The 23,650-nt window shown below is 38.8% G+C and carries 19 protein-coding genes; 8 read left to right on the top strand and 11 right to left on the bottom strand.

Annotated elements, in window-relative coordinates; all coding sequences use genetic code 11:
• Position 1: 1 nt before the first annotated feature.
• Together envZ and ompR are read right to left on the bottom strand one after the other, a co-directional pair.
• Positions 2-1,300 (bottom strand): two-component system sensor histidine kinase EnvZ, encoded by a 1,299-nt coding sequence (gene envZ / locus Q4489_RS01030; RefSeq protein WP_303475927.1) that lies wholly within the window; start codon positions 1,298-1,300, stop codon positions 2-4.
• Between the two features lie 6 nt (positions 1,301-1,306).
• A complete protein-coding gene (ompR, locus tag Q4489_RS01025) occupies positions 1,307-2,032 on the bottom strand; it encodes a two-component system response regulator OmpR (RefSeq protein WP_286271055.1) in 726 nt (241 codons plus the stop codon).
• Between the two features lie 510 nt (positions 2,033-2,542).
• Here ompR and Q4489_RS01020 point away from each other — a divergent pair.
• A complete protein-coding gene (locus Q4489_RS01020) occupies positions 2,543-2,926 on the top strand; it encodes a hypothetical protein (protein ID WP_303475921.1) in 384 nt (127 codons plus the stop codon).
• Here Q4489_RS01020 and Q4489_RS01015 read toward each other — a convergent pair.
• Complete coding sequence (locus Q4489_RS01015) at positions 2,895-3,365, bottom strand: hypothetical protein (protein WP_303475918.1); 471 nt, start codon at positions 3,363-3,365, stop codon at positions 2,895-2,897. The two genes, Q4489_RS01020 and Q4489_RS01015, sit on opposite strands and share 32 nt — an antisense overlap.
• A 384-nt stretch (positions 3,366-3,749) precedes the next feature.
• Here Q4489_RS01015 and Q4489_RS01010 point away from each other — a divergent pair, with 384 nt between their 5' ends.
• Both Q4489_RS01010 and Q4489_RS01005 read left to right on the top strand, forming a co-directional pair.
• Positions 3,750-4,322 (top strand): BON domain-containing protein, encoded by a 573-nt coding sequence (locus Q4489_RS01010; protein WP_303475914.1) that lies wholly within the window; start codon positions 3,750-3,752, stop codon positions 4,320-4,322.
• A gap of 191 nt (positions 4,323-4,513) precedes the next feature.
• A complete protein-coding gene (locus Q4489_RS01005) occupies positions 4,514-6,112 on the top strand; it encodes a diacylglycerol kinase family protein (protein WP_303475911.1) in 1,599 nt (532 codons plus the stop codon).
• Between the two features lie 13 nt (positions 6,113-6,125).
• Here Q4489_RS01005 and Q4489_RS01000 read toward each other — a convergent pair whose 3' ends face one another.
• Positions 6,126-7,454, bottom strand: a complete 1,329-nt coding sequence (locus Q4489_RS01000; RefSeq protein WP_303475908.1) for a sigma-54-dependent Fis family transcriptional regulator — start codon at positions 7,452-7,454, stop codon at positions 6,126-6,128.
• A 177-nt stretch (positions 7,455-7,631) separates the two neighbouring features.
• Here Q4489_RS01000 and Q4489_RS00995 point away from each other — a divergent pair, with 177 nt between their 5' ends.
• The 3 genes from Q4489_RS00995 to Q4489_RS00985 all read left to right on the top strand — a co-directional run bounded on the left by Q4489_RS00995 (position 7,632) and on the right by Q4489_RS00985 (position 10,292).
• The gene (locus Q4489_RS00995; protein ID WP_303475906.1) at positions 7,632-8,114 is read left to right on the top strand and encodes a hypothetical protein; all 483 of its coding nucleotides are present in this window, start codon (positions 7,632-7,634) and stop codon (positions 8,112-8,114) included.
• A 99-nt stretch (positions 8,115-8,213) separates the two neighbouring features.
• Positions 8,214-9,581, top strand: coding sequence for a Na+/H+ antiporter NhaA (gene nhaA, locus Q4489_RS00990; protein WP_303475903.1), 1,368 nt, complete (start codon positions 8,214-8,216; stop codon positions 9,579-9,581).
• 240 nt (positions 9,582-9,821) lie between these two features.
• Entirely contained in the window at positions 9,822-10,292 is a 471-nt protein-coding gene (locus Q4489_RS00985) for a Dps family protein (RefSeq protein WP_303475900.1), read from the top strand.
• 75 nt (positions 10,293-10,367) lie between these two features.
• Here the strand turns inward: Q4489_RS00985 and Q4489_RS00980 are convergent, their stop codons facing one another.
• Entirely contained in the window at positions 10,368-12,548 is a 2,181-nt protein-coding gene (locus Q4489_RS00980) for a molybdopterin cofactor-binding domain-containing protein (protein WP_303475897.1), read from the bottom strand.
• Positions 12,548-13,009, bottom strand: a complete 462-nt coding sequence (locus Q4489_RS00975; protein ID WP_303475894.1) for a (2Fe-2S)-binding protein — start codon at positions 13,007-13,009, stop codon at positions 12,548-12,550. Before Q4489_RS00975 ends, Q4489_RS00980 begins: the two co-directional genes overlap by 1 nt.
• A 356-nt stretch (positions 13,010-13,365) precedes the next feature.
• On the opposite strand from Q4489_RS00975, the gene Q4489_RS00970 reads away from it, so the two are divergent.
• Complete coding sequence (locus Q4489_RS00970; protein WP_303475891.1) at positions 13,366-13,833, top strand: TlpA disulfide reductase family protein; 468 nt, start codon at positions 13,366-13,368, stop codon at positions 13,831-13,833.
• Between the two features lie 4 nt (positions 13,834-13,837).
• On the opposite strand, the gene Q4489_RS00965 is transcribed toward Q4489_RS00970, so the two are convergent.
• Both Q4489_RS00965 and pepN read right to left on the bottom strand, forming a co-directional pair.
• Positions 13,838-14,725: a transporter substrate-binding domain-containing protein gene (locus tag Q4489_RS00965; protein ID WP_303475889.1), complete on the bottom strand. Its 888-nt coding sequence runs from the start codon at positions 14,723-14,725 to the stop codon at positions 13,838-13,840.
• Positions 14,726-14,947: 222 nt separating this feature from the next.
• On the bottom strand, positions 14,948-17,629 hold the full coding sequence (gene pepN, locus Q4489_RS00960; RefSeq protein WP_303475887.1) for an aminopeptidase N: 2,682 nt from the start codon (positions 17,627-17,629) through the stop codon (positions 14,948-14,950).
• A gap of 303 nt (positions 17,630-17,932) precedes the next feature.
• On the opposite strand from pepN, the gene Q4489_RS00955 reads away from it, so the two are divergent.
• Positions 17,933-18,847, top strand: coding sequence for an alpha/beta hydrolase (locus tag Q4489_RS00955; RefSeq protein WP_303475885.1), 915 nt, complete (start codon positions 17,933-17,935; stop codon positions 18,845-18,847).
• A gap of 2 nt (positions 18,848-18,849) precedes the next feature.
• Here the strand turns inward: Q4489_RS00955 and Q4489_RS00950 are convergent, their stop codons facing one another.
• Genes Q4489_RS00950 through Q4489_RS00940 form a run of 3 tightly spaced genes read right to left on the bottom strand, consistent with a single transcriptional unit; the run spans position 18,850 to position 23,633 of the window.
• Positions 18,850-21,252: a beta-N-acetylhexosaminidase gene (locus tag Q4489_RS00950; RefSeq protein ID WP_303475883.1), complete on the bottom strand. Its 2,403-nt coding sequence runs from the start codon at positions 21,250-21,252 to the stop codon at positions 18,850-18,852.
• Positions 21,252-22,157 carry a sugar kinase gene (locus Q4489_RS00945; RefSeq protein ID WP_303475881.1) on the bottom strand — a complete coding sequence of 302 codons (906 nt, stop codon included), beginning with the start codon at positions 22,155-22,157 and terminating at the stop codon, positions 21,252-21,254. The genes Q4489_RS00950 and Q4489_RS00945 overlap by 1 nt, the downstream gene beginning before the upstream one ends.
• 33 nt (positions 22,158-22,190) lie before the next feature.
• A complete protein-coding gene (locus Q4489_RS00940) occupies positions 22,191-23,633 on the bottom strand; it encodes a sodium:solute symporter family protein (RefSeq protein WP_303475879.1) in 1,443 nt (480 codons plus the stop codon).
• Between the last annotated feature and the right edge of the window lie 17 nt (positions 23,634-23,650).

Below are 23,650 nucleotides of genomic sequence, written 5' to 3'. Positions count from 1 at the left end.
TTTATGGCTGTTGTAGTGGTAGTGAAACTTTCGCAGACAACCCACCTTGTTCGCGGTTCGATAATACTATTTTACCGCTATGGGTATCTACAATCCGTTTAATAATCGCCAACCCTAAGCCGCTCCCTTCAGTGCCTCGAGCTTTATCACCTTGAGTAAATGGTTGGAATAGACGGTCTATATCGGTTTCAGGAATACCAGGCCCTGAATCACAAACAGCAAAGTAAACGCTTTGGCTTGCCGTATCAATACCCGATGTAAGCGTAATATCCTCATCACTATAACGTAAGGCATTTTGGATTAAATTCGACACTACCCTTTTGATCGCCACATACCTTACCGGTACTTTAGGGATATTTCCGGCCTCAAATGTAATGATTCTATCAATATTTGACTCAGCCTGAACCACTTCACCGATCAAAACGTTAAGATCTATCAGCTCCATTGTGTCTTTACTATCATGGCGAATATAATCAATAAATTGATCTATGATGGTGTTCATGTCATCAATATCGCCTTCGATGCCTTCTTTTAAGAACTCATCTTCTTTTGACATCATTTCTGTTGCCAGTCTTATTCGGGTTAATGGCGTGCGTAAGTCATGAGAAATACCTGCCATTAATAAATTTCTATCTTCCTCTAACTGTTTGATACCTTTAGACATATGATTAAAAGCTTGCGTTACCGCTACAATTTCCGTGGTGCCATGCTCATTAAGCGGTTCTGGAAATGCGCCACGTCCTACCTGATGAGCTGCCGATTGTAGCGCTTTTAAAGGTCTATTCAATTGTCTAACAACAAGCCAACCACCAATGACACTTAATCCTCCTAAAATCATTAATACAATAACGAGGGGGGTGTAGTTTGCTTCTTCTAAACTATTTAATGGAATTTTCACCCAGTATTCAGGTGCTTGCGGTGGGCGAACCCAATAAAGAAAGTCATCTTCTTGGGTAAACCTTACTTCGGCTGGTCCCCCTAATAAGTTAGACATATTACGGGAAGCTATTTCTTTGTAGATAGCGCCACGTAGACCTTGTTCCATGGCGTCTTGTTCAGTGTATACATTGATACCGGTTTCTTGTTGAAATGCCTTCACCATACTCGCACTGAGTACTGGTTCGTCAACTTCAATAAAAATCACACGAATTTGTTTAGCTAATAATTGCTCTATTTGATCCGAGTTCGGCTGTAAAATATAGACCATAATTGAACCAAGCGTGATTGCTTGATTAATCAATAATAAAATACCAATTAATAATATGGTTTGCCCAAAAGCACTACGTGGCAAAATTCTCATAAATGGTTAAGCAACCGCCTTACCTTCGGGCACAAAGACATACCCTAAGCCCCACACAGTTTGAATATACCTTGGTTTAGCCGGATCTTCTTCAAGCATACGACGCAATCGTGAAACTTGTACATCAATACTGCGCTCTAATGCAGAGTAATCTCTACCGCGGGCTAGATTCATTAATTTATCACGAGATAAAGGTTCACGCGGGTGGGTAATCAACGCTTTTAACACGGCAAATTCACCGCTAGTTAATGGCATATTGATATCGCCTTTACACATTTCTCGTGTGGCAAGGTTGAGCGAATACTCACCAAACTCGACAACGTTTTCTTCTTGCGATGGCGCGCCTGGTGCTTCAGTCACTCTTCTTCTCAATACCGCTTTTATTCGCGCCAATAATTCTCGAGGATTAAAAGGCTTAGGCATATAATCATCAGCACCTAATTCAAGGCCAATAATGCGATCAACTTCATCACCTTTCGCTGTTAACATCACAATAGGAATATCATTATTCATTTGTCTTAAACGACGACAAATTGATAAACCATCTTCACCTGGTAGCATTAAATCAAGTACCAATAAATGAAAGTTTTCTCGCTCTAACAAGCGATCCATTTGTTCTGCGTTAGCTGCACTGCGCACTACAAAGCTTTGTTCCACTAAGTAACGCTCTAATAATGCGCGTAAACGCATGTCGTCGTCGACGACTAAAACCTTCGGTGTTTCTTGTCCCATACCCTCACCATTCTTATAATTTTTTAATTACAGCTACTATAAGCTATTCATTGTAAATATGATAAAGGAAGTATGTGTCAATTTTCCTCGATTTGTTACAAATTATTAAACTTTTTTTATCAAGTAAGCCAAAGAGTTATTACAAAATGTTATTAGTTGATTAAATATCAAAACAATAGAAATATCACTCAACACATAATACAAGTTAATAACAATAATTTAACATATTGAAAAGTTTAAATAATGTGACTATTTTCTTTCTTTTTTAACCGTTTATATCAACAATACGGTTTATACTAAATGAAATAAATATTGACACCTTTTACGAGAACTAAAAGGTGTAACGACAATACATTGTTAGCACTGAATTGATTTGTCAGTAATGCATATACTTTAGGAGGCATTAACACGCTAATGTAACTTTAAAAGGTCAAATAGTTATATCATTAGTTTGACTTGTATTGCTTTTGTAGATGTTTAATCTACGAAAAACAAGGTAGAATATAAACCATGAAAGTTTGGCGTCATGTTTTTAAAGCCCCACGTCGTGTTGTTTCCATCAAGCGACGTAGACACACCTCACTATTGAAACGACAATTGGTGATGATTAAACTCGCCTTAGAACAAGAGAAAAAAGAAACAAAAGAAATGCTGTTTACGTATAAACGTTACACCTTGCGTCAAGCATCTTCTGACGAAATGAAAATTGCCAATAAGCAATTTCTTGATGTTTTAAAAGGCTTAGGTATAGGCGTTGTTGCCGTTTTACCGTTTGCGCCAATTACTATTCCTATTGTGATAAAATTAGGAAAGTGGCTTGGTGTTGATATTCTTCCCAGTTCGTTTAACGAACAACATACTATTATTTCAGATAAGAAATCGCTTGATCAGTAACACAATGAGTAAACGATTTTTGTCGGTCAGATTTTGATAACTTCGCAATTGCCTGCTTTACTAATTTTTGTTTAACCTTCTTATCTTTTTCTGGCATACCTTTTAATTGCTCATCAAAACAACCAATTAAACCAAAATTAAGAGCGGTATCTGAATTGGGTAACTCACCAGCTAAACAATCCGATAACTTTAATGCAAGCTCGTCTCGACCCATTTTCGTAATCAACTGTTTAACACTGGGCTGGCTAGCATCAACATTACGCGCTTTATTACAGCCAAAAAACATATCGGCCACAGCAACAACGGGTAACAGTTCTTCATGCTGTTGCTGAAATTTATCTTTTAACCATTTATCGTAATCTATCGCCGCTTCTTGCGCTACACTCGTAAATGAAACAACGCAGCATAGCGAGAAAAAGCTTAATGTGTTTAAGTTCAAGTCAAGATCTCTAGTTAACTGTTTATTTTTATTAAGTGTACCTTAATTCACAGCGTAATCTTAGTGCTTTATCGACATTTTCCGTAAAGAAATGTTATTAAATTGTTAAAACGTGTTGAACTTTAACGTACAAATTTTGTACGAATTAAACCTACTTTAATTCAGGGCTAGTGATTGAAACATTGCTCCTCGACATATATAGGTTACAGGTGAAAAATATCAAAATCTCACTGACTTTGTATGACTATTTTTTTCACTTTACCCTGTAATTATTTCACAACGCCCTCAAACAAAAATTAATTTTCAATGTTAAAACAACAAGTTAAAAATTGGCACAGTGTTCGCTAATCTACATTCGAACATGTTAAATGAAATCAAGGAGAAATGATGAAATATTTATCAAGTGCTATATTAGTTGCAACGACATTAACAATGACATCTGCTGCAGCGAATGAAAATGATTGGAGTAAAGAAGCAAAAGATGCATGGATTGATGGTAAAACTGAAGCTGTACTTTTATTCAATGGCAATTTAGATTCATTCGATATCAACACCACCGTTAAAAAAGGTGAAGTTACTTTAACTGGTGAAGTTGAATCAGACGTTGAGCGTAAACTTGCTGAAGAGCTTGTTCACGGTGTTGATGGTGTAAAAGCAGTCAACAACGAACTTACCGTAATGAAGTCTGATAGAGACGGTAGAAATGATTCGAATCAAAATGATAACGAAGTAGGTGCGATGGTTGATACCAAAATCGCAGTGGTATTGAAATCTCGTTATTTACTAGACTCAGATATCGATGGTACTGACATCAATGTAGACGTTGAAAACGGTCATGTATCTTTATCAGGTGAAGTTGACTCAACATCTGAAAAACAATTAGCCATTCAGATGGCTAAAAATATTGATGATGTAGTTGAAGTATCAGATGATCTTACGATTATTACAGCTTCATAATACTTTATCAAAATTTAGCTTTTAGCGAAGATAGTAGCAAAGAAGCAATTGTTTTGATTACATTTTAGAGAAATAGGTAAATGTCATCATCTGCTTCTTTCGCTCGCTTACTGAAGTTTACAACCCTTTATTACTCGCTGTAAATGTATTGGCCTGGCAACGTTCGCCAGGCCTTTTTTTGAGGAAGTTTCATGCGACAATTAAATTATATTTGGCTACCCGTGTTAGTCGTTATAGGTTTATGGTTAGATAAGCCTATTATATCAGTGCTATTAATCTGGTGTGCTATGTCTATTGGTTTAGCGACACTAAACGACTCCGCGCGGTATACTGCATTCTGGCTCAAAAAAGAAACCAATAAGGTGCCATGGTGGTTTCGTTCGCTATTCTTTCCTTATTACGCATGGCAAAAAGGCGAGACATATATACGTACACGTAATAACAATCAAAAAGAACCAATAAAAGTTGCACCTAACCTTTTTGTATCTCCAACGATTCATATGACTAAAGAAGCAATGGAAAAACACAACATTGGTGCAATGCTAGATCTTTCCAACCCTTTAAATGTCGTATCTTGGTTTAATAAAGATGACAACATTAATTATTTATCAATCGCTTTTTCCAACTTTAATCAAAATGATTTGCTCAGATCTTTACGATGGCTACACCAGCAAATTACTCAACAGAAAAACTGTCTTATCTATTGTGATGACAACAGCGCATCAGTAGTGCTGTCTGCATACTTTTTAGCAACAAATGAAGTTAAATTTTCTGCGCTCGCAATGAAACAGTTCAAAAAAAAATCTCCATCATTGAGCTTAACTGAACAACAGCAACAGTGGCTTGATCAACTATCGAAACACAACAGGCTCGCCTTAAAAAAAACAGCTTGGCTTATTGCTAATCCTGTAGCAGGACGAGGAAATTGGCCAGAAGTTAAGCCAGATATCGTCGAACAATTATCGCCTTTTTTTGACTTGCATATACATGAAACAACAGAAGAAATAAGCGCCGAATCAATAGCAAAGCAGGCTATAGAAGAATCAGTAGATTTACTGATTGCCGGCGGCGGTGATGGTACCATTAAAGAGGTTGCTACAATTGCTATAGAGCATAATACCAGTATAGCGTTAATGCCTTTAGGTACGGCAAACTCACTAGTTCATGCCCTTCAAGGTAGCGTCGCTAAGTTAACACCGATTTCAAACGCCTGTAAACATATTATTGAAGGTGTTGATACCCCAATTGACACAGGTAAATGTAACAATGAAACCTTTTTATTATTATGTGGTTTAGGTATCGAACATCAAATGGTTTCCGCGGCAGATAGAAATAAAAAGAATGACAGCGGTGCACTCGCTTATTTACAAGGATTTACTGAGTCCGTTATCGATCATCAAGCAAAGGGCTTAACCGTAACAATAGATGAACAACCGGCAAAAACAGTATCAATAGCAAGCCTTGTTGTAGCAAATGCTGCACCATTTACGACTATGTTAGCTCAGGGTAATGGCGAGCCAAATTTTGCTGACGGAAAGCTTGATTTAACGTGGATAAACGCCCTGCCAGATAACACAATACCACTGGCAAGTTTAGCAGATTTAGCACAGTCGACTATTACTGCTACTCACATTGGAGATAATGTGCAACACAGCCAAGGTAAACAAGTCATCATTACCGCTGATGAACCTATCGACTATATTATTGATGGTGAAACTCGGCAAGCCTCGGCGCTTGATATTTATATTAAACCGCAGGCTCTTTCCATTTTAATGTGTGCTGATGAATAGCAATAAATACTTGCTATTCATCATATTTTTCAAGCTTGTTGTACAAGGTTTTCACACTAATATCTAATAACTTTGCGGTATCGCTTTTATTCCCGTGTTGCTCTTCTAATGTATTTAAAATGGCTTGTTTTTCCACTTCAGCAAGTGGAATTCCTGTAGGTACAGATTGATCACTTACCTCATCATTTAATGGGTCTTCAAGTAAAATATGTTCACTATCAATCACATCGATTGACATAATATAAGCACGTTCAATGGCGTGCTTTAACTCTCGAACATTGCCAGGCCAATGATAATCGCTTATTTTTGCCATTGCCGCCTCAGAAATTTTTTTACCAAATCCTGCACTGGCATTTTTATAGGCCAAAAAGTGCTTTGCTAAACCTTCAACGTCACCGCCTCTACTTCTTAAAGGTGGTACATGTAATAAAAATTGCGCTAAACGAAAATAGAGATCTTCTCTGAACACTCCCAGGTTAACTGATTGCGCTAAGTCTCTGTTAGTAGCTGCAATGATCCGTACATTAGAATTTAACACTTTGTTACTACCAACAGGGCTATAATCTCCAGTTTCTAATACACGTAACAGCTGAACTTGTAATTCTTCTGGCATTTCCGTAACTTCGTCAAGAAATAACGTGCCGCCTTTTGCTTCGGTAAAAAAACCTTGACGTTCGCCAACTGCGCCAGTAAACGCACCTTTAACATGACCGAACAAATCACTGGTAGCTAAATCTTTAGATAACGCTCCGCAATTTACTGCTACAAAGGGCGATTCCGCACGTTCGCTGGCATTATGAATAGTATTAGCGACAAGCTCTTTACCAACCCCACTTTCACCAACAATCAAAATACTGGTGTCGTACATAGCTACCTTACGTAAACTTCTATACAGTTTTTTCATCGCACGGGAGGAGCCAAATAATAAACCAAACTGATCTAACTCACTTGATTCGATACTTTTTGTTTTACGTGGACGTTGTTGATATTCAGCGGTCAACTCTTCTATAACTTCTGCGAGATTGTTTCTTTTAATCGGGGTTCGATAATGATACGCAGCGCATCTAACAACAGCTTTATCTAACAGTGGATTGGGAATGCCTTCACTTAAAAAAATAATATCTGTTTCAGGACAAAAATTTAGTGCTTGCAGTGCATCGTAATGTGATTGCTCAAACGTATTTACTTCAATAATAGCGACATCTGGCGCATCACTTAAACCACTGAGCCAATCATGATGATGCGGTTCAATAACAGTAAAGTTTTTCGTCAACGATAAAGAGGAAATAAGCTGCATATATTGAGCTTGATTAACACAAACTAACGCCGAAGGATAAGACATGCGTAAATTCCATGTATGTTTAAGTTGTCAAAGTTACAAGTTAACCCTGTAAAAAATACCGGATTATAAATGAACGTATTCCCTAATACGGTGGCATAAGGCTTTATATCATGACTAACTAGATTGGCACATAAATTGGTTGTTGTCATGTTAACTACATTGAAAAGGTGAAGTAACGTGGCCAATAACGTAGAAACAGCCCATAGGTTTGGTGATTTAGCGCTTATTCAACAAGCGTTACAAGCGTGCTATGAAGAAACTGAAAACTTTCTCTCTGTTCAATGCCAATTAGCCAATAAGCAAATGACAATCGATTTAACCAATCCAATTGATATAAGACTAGAGGCCGTTTCAAGCTTAAATCACTTAATGATTAAACAAAGCCCGCTTATTCAACAAGAGTTTGGGCTAACAAAGTCGCTTTCAACATGTACATCGGTAGACGCTAACACTGCTGAGCAATTACTTGTGCTTAAGCAATTATTAAAGCATACCCAGCAAACTATCGATTTGCTAAACAATATTCAACGCTATACTAAAGATACCCTCATTAAGAAAAATTTCGATTTGATCAGTGAGCAGTTATCTCTTTCTTATCATCGTACAAAAGCGATGCACGATATATTAATAAGCCAAACAGAAGGGACAATAAAATCTTGAGCTATCAACATATAACACTTTTACCATGAGTAGCTGCAACATTGTATTTTTCGCTACTTTAACCAAGCATTACCTGTATTATTTTTTAGGCCTTATTAAATGAAAATAGATATTGAAGAACAAGAACGTGAGCGAATGCCCTTAGAGCGTAATTTCGATCGCATTATTTCTCCACTGCAAAGTTTCCTACAAAGTCAATCTTCAGCTGGTATGTTGTTATTGATCGCCACGTTTATTGCTTTATATATGGCAAACTCTCAATGGCAAGAAGCTTATATATGGTTAACAGAGTATCACGTTGGCTTTATTTGGGGAGAGGGCTATATCATTCACTCAGCGGTAGAGTGGGTAAACGAAGGCCTAATTGTTCTATTTTTCTTTTTACTAGGCTTAGAAATAAAATATCAAGTGCTTGCCGGTGAGTTGCAAGACACCAAAAGTTCGATGTTGGCAATTTTTATGGCTGTAGGCGGGATGGTTATTCCAGCACTTACCTACCTAGCCATTATGACCTTGATGGCAGGCGATAGCTGGCAAGGCTGGGGGATCCCCATGGCAACCGATACTGCTTTTGCCATCGGATTATTAGTGTTACTCGGTCGAAGAGTCCCCACCTCTGTATTGGTACTTATCACAGCACTTGCAATCGTTGATGATATGGGTGCGGTGTTGATTATTAGCTTTTTTTACACTGATAGCGTTTCTTTGATGCAGCTAGGTTATGGAGCAATCACATTATCATTGATGGTGTTGGCCAACTTTTTAGGGATACGGTGGGCTTGGTTTTACCTGTTTGCCGGACTAGTGTTATGGTGGTTTATTTCTCACTCTGGCGTGCACGCAACGACAGCAGGTATTTTAGCAGCCTTAACTGTACCAGCAAAACCTTACGCTGATACTCACTGGTTTGCACGGAATATGGAACGTTTAGTCAGTCGCTTTAAGCGCATGGATAACAACGACACAACCATACTCGAGCAACAGCAACAACATGACTTAGCCGAAGCAGCCGAAGATATTGCAATAACAGCAACAACCCCTGTGCAGCGCTGGCAAAGCAAACTAAGCAAGCCGATAAGCTTGTTGGTATTGCCGCTTTTTGCTTTATTGAATGCTGGTGTGGTAATGCCAGATAACAGCGCATCAATGGGTTCTGCAACGGTTTTTTGGGCGACCATGCTCGGCTTACTGGTTGGTAAACCATTAGGCATATTTTTCTTTGCTTACTTCGCAATAAAACTTGGTTTTGCTCAAAAACCGAAAGATATGATTTGGCGTGATGTTATCGCGCTAGGTTGTTTTGCTGGCATAGGTTTTACCATGTCATTATTTATCGCTAACTTAGCATTTTCTGGGTCAGCTGATTCATTAGCACATGCAAAACTTGGGATATTAGCCGGCTCACTTTTATCGGCGGTACTTGGTTTCTGCTTATTCTTAAGCAAAAGTAAAAGTCAGTTGAAGTAATCGTAGTCCGTATAAATACATGCTCACGTATTTATACGGATTGCCCCCACTCTTCGCTTATATCACTGATTCGGTAATTTTTACCATACCAGTGAAAATATTTACCCTTCTCTTAGAGTGTCACAAGTAAAATAGCTCACCTAAAAACAGTAAATTATTGTTTTTATTTGAAATTTAATTATTGGCATAGCTTCTGCAATTATCAGTGTGAATTAAATAATTTCACAAGGAGTAATCTTTATGTCAATTGATATTGGTATTGCACATCAAGCTCGTCAACAAGTTGCCAATCAATTAAATTCACTGTTAGCCGATACTTATACCTTGTATTTACAAAGTCATAATTTCCATTGGAATGTAACGGGTCCCTTGTTTCGTGAGTTACATTTAATGTTTGAGGAACATTACGTCGAATTGGCTGAAGCCGTTGACGAAATTGCAGAGCGTATACGCACCTTAGGTTTCCCTGCTCCTGGTACATATCAAGCCTTTGCGTCATTAACTTCGTTAAAAGAACCTAAAGAAACACCAGATGCTCACGGTATGTTAGAAACACTTTTAGAGAACCACGAAACCTTAGTAAAAACTTGTCGTTCTGCCTTAAAAGAAGCGCAACAAGCAGACGACGAATCATCGTTAGCGCTGATTTCGGATCGTATGCGAGTTCACGAAAAAACCGCTTGGATGCTACGTGCAATGACGCAAAAATAGCAATTAATACAGTGATAAATTTAAAAAGGCCAGTCAACATTATTGACTGGCCTTTTTTATATCAAACGAAACTCTTTACACTGACATTGGCTTAAAAGGGATATCGCGATAACGCTTCCCAGAAGCTGCGAATACGGCATTGCTTAATGCCGGAGCAAAAGGTGCAACACCTGGCTCACCTAACCCTGTAGAGGGATGCTCAGAATCAACAATATGCACATTAACTTGCGGCATTTCATTTATCCTCATAACAGGGTAGTTATGAAAATTAGTATTAACCACTGCGCCCTCTCTAAAGGTTACTTCCGTACGAAGTGCTAACCCCATACCCATTACCACAGCCCCTTCCATTTGTGCCGTTGCGCCATTTACATTTAGTACTTGACCACAATCAATGGCTGAATCAACCTGTAGGACTTTTATGTCTTCATCATTAACTTCCACTCTTACCGCCATCGCAACATAACTTTGAAAGCTATAATGAACAGCAAGACCAATGGCTTGATTCTTAGGTAGTTTATCTCGCTCAAACCAACCCGCTTTCTTCGCTGCCAAATTAACCACATGCTTTGAGCGAGCCGCTTGTTCTTGCTGATCGGGGTTAGTGTTATTATCGTACAGTTGGTTTAAATAAGTAAGCGGATCTTTACCCGCTAAGTAAGCTAATTCATCAGTAAAACTGCTAAAAGAAAAGCCATAAAAAATTGCATACACTGCACGATACCAACCAATACGAGTATGGGCTTTTGCTTCACCACTCTCACTGCGAAAATTTTCAATGCCATAGGGGTAATTGTCCACGGCAGAGAAATCACCATCACTTGGGCGTATTTGGGCTGGGTTAAATAAGGTACCTATTGAGGGAAATGCTACTCTATGTAACCAACCTTTGATATTACCTTGTTCATCTATTCCCGCTTCAATATGCTGCGCGTTAATTGAATGATAATACCCAGTTTTAGTGTCTTCTTCGCGTGTCCACGTTAATTGTACCGGCGCGTTAATTTTTTGTGAGATTGCCGCCGCTTCATGCACGTAATCACATTTGAATTTACGACCAAAAGCACCGCCTGACATGGTAACGTGTACTTCAATATCTTTTGCTTCGCGCCCTAAAAACTGCGCTAACACTTTTTGAATATCCGCTGGGCTTTGCGTTGCAGCCCACACTTCGCAACTATCATCTTTCACCCAAACCACGCTAGCATTGGGTTCCATCGGAGCATGTACTAAATGGCCACCGGTATAAGTCGCTTTTAATGTTTTCGCTGCATTGGTTAAACCTTCAGTTAAATTACCACGCTCAGTCACGAGCTGAGCTGGCGCTTCTACGTTTTTAACCAACTGCGCTTTGTATTTTTTGGTATCGTAGTGTGCATTTTCGCCAAGGTCCCAATCAATATTTAGCTTCTTAACTGCTTGTTGAGCCGTCCAGCTATTGTCAGCAACAACAGCAACACCGCCAATAGAACCATAAGGAATGGCTAATCGGTCAATAACCACTACATCAATAACACCTTTGATGGCACGCGCATCTTTATCATTTAATGATTTCAGTTTGCCGCCCAATACAGGGCAATGAACAATAGCCGCATATTTTAATCCAGGTAACTTTGTATCGACACCGTAAGTAAGTTGCCCTTTAATAATTTGCTCAATGTTTTGGTTAGGGATGAATTTACCAATATAGTTAAAGTCTTTCTTAGCTTTTAACGTAACTGTTTCTGGAACCGTTTGCTTTGCCGCTAAACTTGCTAGTTCTCCATAAGACAGTTTTTTGCCACTTGCTTGATGATAAACAGCATGTTTTTGTGCATGACAGGTGCTTGGTTCAACATTCCATACCTTAGCCGCCGCCGCTATGAGCATTACTTTTGCGCTAGCGCCTGCTTCACGCATCGGCGTTAACATCACACGTATACTCGCTGAACCACCCGTTGCTTGTGGCCCGTACTTTTCTTCATTACCATCAGCTTGTTTTACAGTAACTTTTTGCCAATCAGCGTCCATTTCATCGGCAACCGCAGCGGGTAAGGCGGTATTAATACCCTGGCCCATTTCACACCGACCACAATAAATCAACACATCGCCGTTGTCTTGTATATGAATAAAGGCATTGGGAGAAAACGTTGATTCTTGAGCGTTATCGCTAAAAGCAATTGCATGTGCGGGTAAATGAATGCTGATCGCTAAACCACCCGTTGCTAACGTTGATGCTTTAAGGAACTTTCTTCGACTTTCGTTTGCAATCGACATTATGAAACCTCCTTGGCCAATTCATCAGCGGCATCTGCAATCGCTTTTTTGATCCGTTGATAAGTACCGCATCGGCAAATATTTCCTTGCATTGCGTTATCAATTTCGTCAGAGGAAGGGGTTGGATTTTGTTGTAAAAAGCTGGCTGCATTCATAATTTGTCCGGCTTGACAGTATCCACACTGCGGCACGTTGTTTTCCACCCACGCCTTTTGCAGAGGATGATCTCCGTCAACAGAAAGTCCCTCAATTGTCGTGACCTTTTTATCTGCTAATGCACCAACAGGTGTTACGCACGCTCTTGTTGCAACGCCATCAACATGCACTGTGCAGGCGCCGCATAACCCAGCACCACAGCCAAATTTAGTCCCGGTTATCTCTAATCTATCCCGTAGAAACCACAGCAATGGCATATTGCTATCAACATCAATCTGATACTTTTCACCATTTATAATTATCATTTTTTCCATAATAGCCAACTCTCTTTTGGTTGTAATATGAGCATAAAGAATAATATTTGAAAACAGAGTCCCCTTACGACCAGTTGTTCACTTTTTACGTTTAACAACCCGATACACACAATTTGTTACAGGCGATTAAGTAAGTACTTTATGCTTTAAAGTGCAATCATTTCCTCATTTCATTTGCCGAAAATAAACGATAAGCAATCAAGATCGACATGGTTAGTTATAGTGCTATCAACTTTTAATTGCAATGCAAACAGTATTAAGCGAGGAATAAACAAGTATAGTCTGTAGTTAACCTTTTTATGAAAGCTTGATATCATCAAGGCAATCATGCAATAGACACCACAATAATGAAAAAAATATTCTTTCTTCTACTGCTATTAAGTAACGTCTCTTTCAGTCAGGCTAGCAATAGCCTAGAAAAATTTAAACAAGAAGTTAATCAATTAAAAGGCGATGTAGTACTCATTGATTTTTGGGCATCTTGGTGTATTCCTTGTAAAGATTCGTTTCCTTGGCTTAACGAATTACAAACAACATACCAACATGAAGGGTTTACAGTGTTGAGTGTTAACCTTGATGCCAGAAAACAGAACGCGACAGAGTTTTTACAACAGTACCCTGCAAGCTTCCCCGTACTTTATGATCCCAAAGGAAAGGTAGCTAAAGCATTTAAGCTCAAAGGCATGCCAAGTAGTATATTACTTAATCGCGATGGTAGTGTCGTTAGCCGGCATATTGGTTTTAATGAACAAAAAAAAGAACAATATCAACAAGAAATAATACAACTGTTATTGAATAACCCAAACGATAATTAATGCGCTAATGCTCACTGAGTTGGATCCAATACTTTGACTCTGTTATCGGTGTCTCTGCCGGTAAAAAACGATTATGCAATTGAATAATGCTTTTATTTGCCCATTTTTCAATCGGAAATATTGCTTCTGTTAGCGGGTGTTGTTCCATAAACGATTTAAAACTTCCATCGTCAATGGCTTTATTTAAGGCGAAACGTAATCGTTTTGCTAGCGCTTTGTTCTGTGGCTCGACAAAGAAGTACAAAGGAAATTGATAGTGTAGAATTTTATCATCAAACATCATTAAGTTAGGATACTTTTTAATGATAGCGTTTAATTCATTGTACCCTTCAAAGATTGCTCGAGGAAAATAATCACAACGTCCATGAGCTAACATTTTAAACATTAAATCAAAACGGCTAATACGCATTACCTGATAGCCATTATCTTCCAAAATATCTGAATCTCCCCAAACTTGCCCTTGGCAAGCAATCATTGATTTTAATTGCTCAACAGATGCTTGAGAAAATTTTTGATGATCATCTTTTCTAATGATAGAAACTCGGTAGCCAAGTAAGCCTCCCAACAATGGGATTCGAATAGGTAACAACTTTCTTTCTAAATTTTTAGTAGTGCCTGCCCAAGACAAATCTAATAAGCCAGTACTAATTAGGTTTAAGGTTTTTTCATGTGTGTTGTTTTCTACATAATATAATTCGATCGTTGCTTCACCATATTTTTCACGTGAAATATCGAGAAGGAAATTTACTAAATCAACGAAGTATCGATGATTAGCATTTTCTTCATAAGGCGTATCAATGATGGCAATACGTTCATCGTTCGCACTTACCTGTGCAGAAAATGCTAAAAACAATACTAAGCAGTATGATAAATAATGAATAAAAACTCGCACTCGTATATTCTTTTAGCCCCAGTTGGTTATGATTATTTAAGGTTTTATCCTAAATAGTTGAATATGTCACGCGTCAAGATAATGTTTTGTACATAAATACAAAAATAGAAGCTACTTATACCGCATTAGGCTTAATACGCAAAGTTAACGTTGGCGAATAAATACCATAAAAAAACGCTCCAAAAATGGAGCGTTTTTATCAATGCTTGTTCTATTATTTATTTAGAGAAGCTTCAACGCTTTAATACAACGACCAACATTTTGGTGACGTGCTTTAACCGTTTTCAACACTTGAGGTTTCATTGATTTATACTCTTCAATCAATTTCGCAAGCTCAGCCTCACTTTCAGCAGTACATTCACTTGGGATCATACTACTAGCAAATGCACCTAATAAGCCTAAATCACTACCTTCGTTTAACTTAGGAATATGTGCAAGAATTCTTTCTTTGTAAGGGGTTTCTAACGAAGATTGTTCTGTTGGGAAAAGTCCCCACATGATATAACGTAGTGTCGATAACTTGAGATTGTCAGGATTATTGATCACCACATCAAACCATTTTTTCTTCACGTCGGCTTCTGGGCGAACAACTTCAGCATAGATCGCATTTTTAACTCCAGTATCAGAATTATCTTGTTCTTTTTCACTATCTAATAACGCAAGATAATTACCGTATTGATAGCGATTTAATTGTGCAAGAATCCCCCAACGTTTATCTTGGTCAATAGTTAATCCTTCGTAGCTACGCTCACCTTGTAAGATAGCAAGTAAGTTTTTCAGGTGTTTATCTGATTTACTAAATGATACATAACGACCATACCACATTTTTTGCAGATCAGAGCCCGCTGGTGCTTTCTCTAACAAGCGTAAGTAAAGATCTTCAACATCTTGATATAAAGCAGAATAGTCGTGCTTTTCAAGGCGAGTAGCTGTGTTTAAGTAACCCATAGCAGTGGTTAAACTCGCTGATATTTTACGGATCACATTATAATCTTGCTCACCTTCAATATTGGCTATCGCAAAATTGACAAATTTATCGGCAGCAAGGTTTGCATCTCTGACACTATCTGAAAGACTTTGCCATAGCATTAGTCGCATTGTTGCACTTTCAACAGCATTAATGTGTTGCTCAATAGCCGCAAGTGACTTTTCATCAAGATCGACCTTAACAAAACCCCAGTCGCCTTCATTAGGATACACCAAGTCAGGACAGGCTTGACCAATGGCATCGCTTACCTTAGTGCTTTCACCTTTATACAAAACCGGTATTGCTTTCGCTAATGCCATATTATCGCCTTCTAGTTGATATAAACCAACTTGAACACGTTGCTCGCGCAGTGTTGGATAATCTGCAGGAGCAATTTGCACAATGTTCATCTCAGTAATTTTATCTGCATCACACTGATAATTTACTTTGATGGTATTAAGGCCTGCATTGTATAACCAGTCTTGAGTCCATTGTTCCATATCCATATCAGCGGCTTTACCAAGCTCGCCGATAAAGTCTTCTAATTCCGTGTTTTTATAAGAAAACTTTTTCAAGTAATTACTAACTCCAACACGGAAGTTTTCTTCACCTAGGTAATACGGTAGCTGTTTTAGCACTGAAGCGCCTTTACCATATGTAATGCCATCAAAGTTTGTTAATGCATCGCCTGTTGAAGGTACGGGTAATTCAATAGCATGGGTATTGACAGAGTCATCACTACGATATGCCCATTGTTTTGTACCTGAATAAAAGACATCCCAATTATTTTCAAAGTCACTGGCCTCTGCCACTTCTAAATTTGCCATATACGTTGCAAAACTCTCATTCAGCCATAAGCCATTCCACCAACGCATGGTCACCAAATTACCAAACCACATATGCGCCATTTCATGAGCAATTACATTTGCTAAGCTCATTTTGGCTCGGGTTGATTTTTCACCACGTGATATATAGCCTTCATTGAAAGTTACCGCAGCAACATTTTCCATGGCGCCGGCATTAAAATCTGGCGCCACTATTTGGTCGTATTTAATGAATGGATAGCGAACACCAAAGTAATCATTAAAAAATTTAAAGCTTTGTTTAGTCGGGGTGAACCACTCATCGGTATTAACATATTCAGCTAAACTCTGACGCGCAAATAAACGCAATGGAATATCTTCAAATTGATCTTCCCACACGGCATAGTTACCAGCATGTAATGAGAAAATATACGATGAAAACTTAGCAGATTCAGGGAAATGCCATACGTTGTTATCGCCACTTTCTTCAATATTATTTTCTCTTACTGATGTGATCACTTTCCAATGATCAGGCGCCGTCACTTTCATGGTGTACGTTGCTTTTAAATCTGGCTGATCAAAGTGAGGAAATAAACGATTCGCATCATAGGGTTCAAAATCGGTATAGAGGTAAACTTCACCATTTTCAGGGTCTACAAAACGATGTAGGCCAGAACCGTCGGTAGAATATGGACGCTCATAAGCAACCGTGACAGTATTTTTTCCGGCAGACAACTCACTTTTTGGAATGGTAATAAACCATTTCTCATAGTTAAATGTGGCTTCTTTACCATTCACTTTGACAGATGATACCGTACCCTCATCAAAGTCGATGGTTAAATCATTTTGATTATCAGCGGTTAAGTCGAACACAATGTCGGTAACACCAGAAAAACTTTCAGAAGTATTATCCAGATTAACTTGAAGGTGATAATTAACGTTGCTAACTTGTTGAGCACGCATTTTAGCGTAGTCTTCAAATAATGATTCACTCTGTTGGCGAATCATTGAGGTTTGTGTTTTTTGAGTAGTTACTTGCTCAGGAGCGGAAGAATTCTTTTCACACCCTGTTAATGCAACAACACTTACTGTTAAAGCAACAGTAATGGCTTTATTTATTTTTGTTAATTTCATGAGGAACTCAATATTTTTGTTATATATTTAATTTAGCGCAAGCACAAAAAATGAAGATATTTTGTATACATTTGGTTATATCATATGCTTATTCATAACGGCACGAAAAGATGTTATTTCTGAAAGATATTAATATTTAGTTACATTTAGACTGGAGCAACTATATTTTATACTTATAACATTAAGCTAATTGAAACAATTATCGAATAAACAGACACTAATTAAATGGTTACAAATCCGCTATAGTGACTATTATCAATTTTCGCTTCGCAAGGACTTTAGGTTAAACAAGTAGCTAATTATATGACAGAAACCGTTTATCGAAATTTTTCATTACAAGCGTTAGCAAGGGAATACTCACCTAGCAGTTGTGTTGCCGATTTAGATATTTATCTACAGCAGTACGCAGAGCAAAGCCAACAAGTAAAGCAACTTGCCTCTCATCATGGTTCGTTAAAAGAAAATTTACGTTATGGTGAAAGCCCTGATGAAACCCTCGACTTATTTCTTCCTCATCACCACAATTCGCAACGTTCGACAATTTCAATAAAAAGAAAGCTACAAGTCTTTATTCATGGTGGTTATTGGCAGGAACTTAGCAAAGAAGAAAGTTGCTTTGCCGCGAACAATTTTCAACAACATGGTTATCACGTTGCCATTATAAACTATACGCTAGCACCAAAAGCCTCATTAACAAAAATTGTAAACCAAGTTAGAAATGCCATTGCCTGGCTCTATCGTCATGCAGACCAGTACGGTTATGATAAAGAGCAAATTTATTTGTCTGGAAGTTCAGCAGGCGCACAGTTAGCTGTTATGGCTGCAATGACTGACTGGCAAACAACGTTTGCTCTCCCTGTTAACCCCGTCAAAGGGGTTTGTGCGGTTAGCGGTATTTATGATTTAACGCCACTTCAATTTACCTATATCAATGAAGCATTAGCGTTAACTCAAGATGAAATTACCCGCTTTAGCCCCTTACTTGCAGCCAATAAATTAACACATTGTTGTGAAACACGCTTTATCGTTGCTTATGGTGAGCATGAAACAGACGAGTTTAAACGCCAATCAAATGATTTTTATCAATTAAATTGTTTAGGCTGCAACAAAATATTATTAGCGAATATTGAAAATAAAAACCACTTTGATGTGATCACAACCTTGTCAGATAAAAAAAGCACACTATTCAATAGTGTGCTTGAGCAAATGGAAGCGTAAAGTTAAGCCTTACAAGCGGCTAATAGTCGCTCTGTAAATAAATTGCTGGAAACAATGATCTCTTTACCTTCTTTATGTAAACGGTGTAGCGTATTTTTAATGCGCTTTGCTTCATCATGGCGAATCTTTACACCGTTATAACAACTTTGTGCAATGGTTAGTGCCAAGGTATTAATATCTCTTGCTTGATCGATAACAGTTGGTAAATCTTCAAGCTTTGGCGCAATTTTCACTAGTGATACCACCTTGTCAAAATTGAAGTGCCAAACGCGTAATCGATCAATAATACCTTGCAATGCGTTTTTATCCCCTTGTTGAAAGGCTTTCAGTTGTTGATGCATTTCAATTAATGCCATACTTTCAACAGGTAAGAAATCAGCAAAACGATTCAATGATGCATTTTGGTGATATTTATCTTGCTGAAATTTAATATGATGACGCGTGTAATAATTTGCTGGTTCTAATTGTTCAGCCAATACCGTTAGAGGTGTGATGTTGGTTTTAGCAAAAACAAGTGATTGTAAACCCGCATGATATTGCTGTTTATGATGCAACCCTATCTGCTGTGAAAACTTATCTAGCACCATCAAACGAGAAAACATGTTATCAATATTTTTCAGTGATTTAGGTGACCAAAATCGTTCAGCTATAACGAATAAACGTGGCCAAGCACGTAAATCGAGGTTTTGCTCTGTTACCAGTTCACTCCATAAGGTTGCTTCGCCACCTAAAATATTTCGCGCAGCAATAGGTGAAATATTAGGTAGCAATGTAACCTGGCTATAATCAAAGTTTTCAATCGGTGCAATTGTTACCGGATAATACGTATTACCAATTAACATACGCCCTGTTGATTGCTCATCAGTTAATAAAAACTCACCACGTGTTGGCCCCATCCAGCTATCGATAGAAACATTGACTTCCCCTTTGCTAAGCACTAAATGCCTATCAACGTTCGCCTTTTTAAAGTGATTATTGTTAAGCTTCACATAAGCGTGTAACACGTAATCATTATGCATCACCATGGCTAACGTACCCTTAACAGCGCTGCCTTTTAAACGGGGCATCTCAAACTGATAAGCAACGACTTGCTGTCCTTCTTTTGGCTGAACTGCCGATCTAGCACGCTGCTGAAGTAGCTCGTTTCGATAATGATAAGCGCTACTTTGCGGCTGATCGATATAAAAACCTGTGGATAGCAAGCCTTGATAACCACTGACGGCGATCTTAGATAAGCTTTCCATGCCTCGCCACGATTGCACCATTATATTTTGTGGCAAATCTGGATGGAATATTTCGTCCCACCCCATCATTTTACGTTGATGTTTAGCCAATATCGCAGCCACTTTTTGATTAAAAAATGCTTGTAATGCATGTGCATCTTGTAAGCTATTTTCTTTCATGAATGCTTGAATTTCAGTACTGTTATTCCATTGCGTTGGATCTACTTCATCACCGCCAATATGTAAATATTGATCAGGAAATAGCGTCGTTAACTCTGCAATAACACCATCAATAAATTGGTAAACTTTAGGATTACTTGGATCTAATAACGGTTCAAATACTCCCCAACCATCTTCCATTTGATAATCTTTCTGCTCGCTCATTAAATGAGGGTAGGCAACAGCAATAGCAGACGCGTGGCCTGGTACATCAAACTCGGGCACTACGCGGATACCTAGCAAGCTTGCATAATCAACAATTTCACGAATTTGTGCTTTGGTATAATATTTTCCATCCGCCGCTTTTTGATGCAATTCAGGGTAACTATCCAGAGCAATACGCCATCCTTGATCATCGGTAAGGTGCCAATGGAACACATTTAACTTTGCCGCAGCCATACCACGTAATTGGCGCTTTATCGCTTCAATAGAAATAAAGTGGCGAACACTGTCTAGCATAAAGCCACGCCATGGAAACCTAGGAAGATCGTTAATGGTAAGCTGAGTCAGCGACTGGTTACTTTTTGCTTGATAGAGCAATTGCGTCAGTGTTGCCACGCCGTGCAATGCGCCGAAATCAGATTTTGCTTCGACCAAAACTTGCTGATTATCTACCGTGAGTTGATAACTCTCATCTTGATGTAACGCCGGAAATTGATAATCCAACAACTCCCCTTGGTTAATACGAATAACAATCGGTATTGCTTTATCATTCGCTGTAGAAGTTTGCCAGCCAAAACTGTTGATTTGTGACTGTAAGGTATTCTTCAATTGAGCGGAACGTTGTTTGCTCCCACCTTCTACCGAAATCGAGAAGCCATCGCTAATGGTAATTTCCTGCTCATTAATAGTAACTGTTTTAGGGTAAGGCATTACGTTGAGTGACAAGTCGTTAGCCCACGACACGGTAGTGACGTTTAGGCACAACAAAACAAGAGCAATAAAGAACATTCGATTAAACATTAAATTTTACCTTTTACGTCAAAAAGATCGACCATTACCTTGCGGTCAACAATGGCACCTGAGTACTGAATAACTTTACCTGCTACCCGATGGGCAAATTGCGCGCAATCTTCCACATTGGCATGCTGCAGCCGTTGTGAAAGATAACCTGCCGCAAACGCATCACCCGCTGCACAGGTATCAACAATATTAGCAACCGGTTCAGCACTTACCGTTTGTTGCTCACCTTGGTTATTGATAATAATACAAGGTTCACTGCCCCGTTTGATAATGGTTTCGGTTGTATTGTATTGTTTTGCACGAGAAATAATACCATCCAATGAATTATCTTGATAAATTTCAAATTCATCTTCATCGGTTAAAAAGGCAATGTCGGCTAACGCCATTGCACTCTGATAAGTGGGTAGAACTTCTTTATTATTCCACAGTATCGGTCGATAATTATTGTCAAAAATAACTTTGCCACCATTCGCTTTAAAACTTGCTAATGCATCAAATAGCCACGTTCTATCTTCAGGAGAAATAATCGCTAGGCTAATCCCACTAAAATATAAATAGTCACCCGTTCGACCAGCAATAAATCGGGTTAAAGCGCCTGGTGATGAGGTTAAATAATATCGAGCAGCACTATTACTTCGTTGATATTTAAAGCTTCGCTCACCTTGTTTATCCGTTTTAATACGATAACGACCCGGGAATTTATCGACAAGCTGAGTGACGAACCGGGTATCAATACCTTCTTTTTTCCACGCAGCGAGTAATAAATTACTGTCTAAATCAATACCAATTGACGTCGCAAACGCAACATTTATCGGCACATTTTCAGTAAGTCTAGCTAAATACAACGCAGTATTGAGCGTATCACCACCGAAACGGAACAATCCGTCTGGGTGATCCTCAATCATACATTCCCCTAAAAATACAATATTATTCAAGGCTTACTCCATTTGCTTCCGTTCTTTCGCTAAAACATCAAGTGCATGTTGTTCGTCTAATTCTGACGCTGGTGTCACTAAACTGCCAATAATACCCGATATTGTACCGGCAATTAGCGCAGGAATAACGGGGTTACCCCAGTAATTTTCCCATTGTGGAATTAAACTAACCGCTAACGCACAAGCTGTTGAACACAATAAGGTAAGTAACGCGCCTTGCCAGTTATACCTTGGCCAGAAACGACCCAGTAAACCAGCAACACACATACCAGACATTAATATAGCGATCATCTTGGTAATATAGGAAATAATATCATCCGACAGTAGTGCAAAACCAAGCGCTATACTGATGGTAAAAAACAGGCTAAAACGTGACAGCCAAATCACGCGATCAGGCTTTGGCATTTTACCGGTAACTAAGCGATATAAATCGCGCATAGCGACACTCACTGCTGCGATGGCATCTGAACTTGCACTTGATAATGTCGCAGATATACCCGCAATAATAATTAACACCCCTAACGCAAGTGGCATTACATTCAATGCAAGATGGGGGAAGGCAAACGAAGCATTGTCTAAATCTTGGTTAATGGCATACGCTGACATACCAATGATTGCAGGCACAATTGAAAAACCCAGATACAGCACACCTGAATAAATAAATGAGCGCCGAATTGAGCTAACACTTTTACCCGAATATATCCGTTGTCTAAATGACGGTGTTGCCAAAATACCAACTAATATCGCTAAACTTAACGATATTGCATGTAGGAGACCCACTTTATCTATTGCAAACCAAGAGGTGTTCGCTGTTGGTTGAGCATCTAGCATAGCTTGCCAGCCACCAACATAGTCCACTGAAAAATATGCCATTAAAATAAAGCCAACAAATAAGATCAGTGCCTGAATTGAATCTGTCCAAACCACAGCAGTATAGCCGCCAATAATGACATAAATGGCAAAGCTAATCGCAATAATCATTTTAGCGGTGTTGATATCTAAGCCTGTCAGCCAAGAAAGATACATGCCACCACCAATGATATGCGCGCCTAGCCAACCAATACTGGCGATATATATTACAATCGCCAATAAGTTTTTGATTAAAGGGTGAGCACCCACATAAAAAGCTATTTCTTCACTCATGGTCATAAATTGATATCTACGCATGGGGGCAAATATCCACGCTAATAGCAAGATACCAATGGCGCCGCCTATGCCGTAAAGCATACCTGCCCAGCCGTTGTGATAAGCAAAACCTACCGCTCCCATCGAAGAGCCAGTACCAACCATAGTCGCTACGGTAGTACCCAAAGTCAGTAGTAACGGTAAACTGCGGCCACCCAGTAGAAAATCTTCACCCGACGTTTGTCGGCGAGATACCCACCAACTCAGTCCGATCATACCTAACACATATAGCGCGAATGCAACGAAGAAAACACCTTCCATTAGCTCACTCCCTCTTT

It is taken from the genome of Thalassotalea sp. 1_MG-2023 (genome assembly GCF_030546745.1).
Classification (GTDB): domain Bacteria; phylum Pseudomonadota; class Gammaproteobacteria; order Enterobacterales; family Alteromonadaceae; genus Thalassotalea_C.
The sequence above is the reverse complement of the archived record's forward strand: the minus strand, read 5'-3'. Positions and strand labels throughout refer to the sequence as shown.

Bases quoted from the DNA above. Each gene is read 5' to 3' on its own strand.
- envZ (WP_303475927.1), bottom strand. From the start codon at position 1,300: ATGAGAATTTTGCCACGTAGTGCTTTTGGGCAAACCATATTATTAATT.
- ompR (WP_286271055.1), bottom strand. From the start codon at position 2,032: ATGGGACAAGAAACACCGAAGGTTTTAGTCGTCGACGACGACATGCGT.
- Q4489_RS01020 (WP_303475921.1), top strand. From the start codon at position 2,543: ATGAAAGTTTGGCGTCATGTTTTTAAAGCCCCACGTCGTGTTGTTTCC.
- Q4489_RS01010 (WP_303475914.1), top strand. From the start codon at position 3,750: ATGATGAAATATTTATCAAGTGCTATATTAGTTGCAACGACATTAACA.
- Q4489_RS01005 (WP_303475911.1), top strand. From the start codon at position 4,514: ATGCGACAATTAAATTATATTTGGCTACCCGTGTTAGTCGTTATAGGT.
- Q4489_RS01000 (WP_303475908.1), bottom strand. From the start codon at position 7,454: ATGTCTTATCCTTCGGCGTTAGTTTGTGTTAATCAAGCTCAATATATG.
- nhaA (WP_303475903.1), top strand. From the start codon at position 8,214: ATGAAAATAGATATTGAAGAACAAGAACGTGAGCGAATGCCCTTAGAG.
- Q4489_RS00985 (WP_303475900.1), top strand. From the start codon at position 9,822: ATGTCAATTGATATTGGTATTGCACATCAAGCTCGTCAACAAGTTGCC.
- Q4489_RS00980 (WP_303475897.1), bottom strand. From the start codon at position 12,548: ATGTCGATTGCAAACGAAAGTCGAAGAAAGTTCCTTAAAGCATCAACG.
- Q4489_RS00975 (WP_303475894.1), bottom strand. From the start codon at position 13,009: ATGATAATTATAAATGGTGAAAAGTATCAGATTGATGTTGATAGCAAT.
- Q4489_RS00970 (WP_303475891.1), top strand. From the start codon at position 13,366: ATGAAAAAAATATTCTTTCTTCTACTGCTATTAAGTAACGTCTCTTTC.
- pepN (WP_303475887.1), bottom strand. From the start codon at position 17,629: ATGAAATTAACAAAAATAAATAAAGCCATTACTGTTGCTTTAACAGTA.
- Q4489_RS00955 (WP_303475885.1), top strand. From the start codon at position 17,933: ATGACAGAAACCGTTTATCGAAATTTTTCATTACAAGCGTTAGCAAGG.
- Q4489_RS00950 (WP_303475883.1), bottom strand. From the start codon at position 21,252: ATGTTTAATCGAATGTTCTTTATTGCTCTTGTTTTGTTGTGCCTAAAC.
- Q4489_RS00945 (WP_303475881.1), bottom strand. From the start codon at position 22,157: ATGATTGAGGATCACCCAGACGGATTGTTCCGTTTCGGTGGTGATACG.
- Q4489_RS00940 (WP_303475879.1), bottom strand. From the start codon at position 23,633: ATGGAAGGTGTTTTCTTCGTTGCATTCGCGCTATATGTGTTAGGTATG.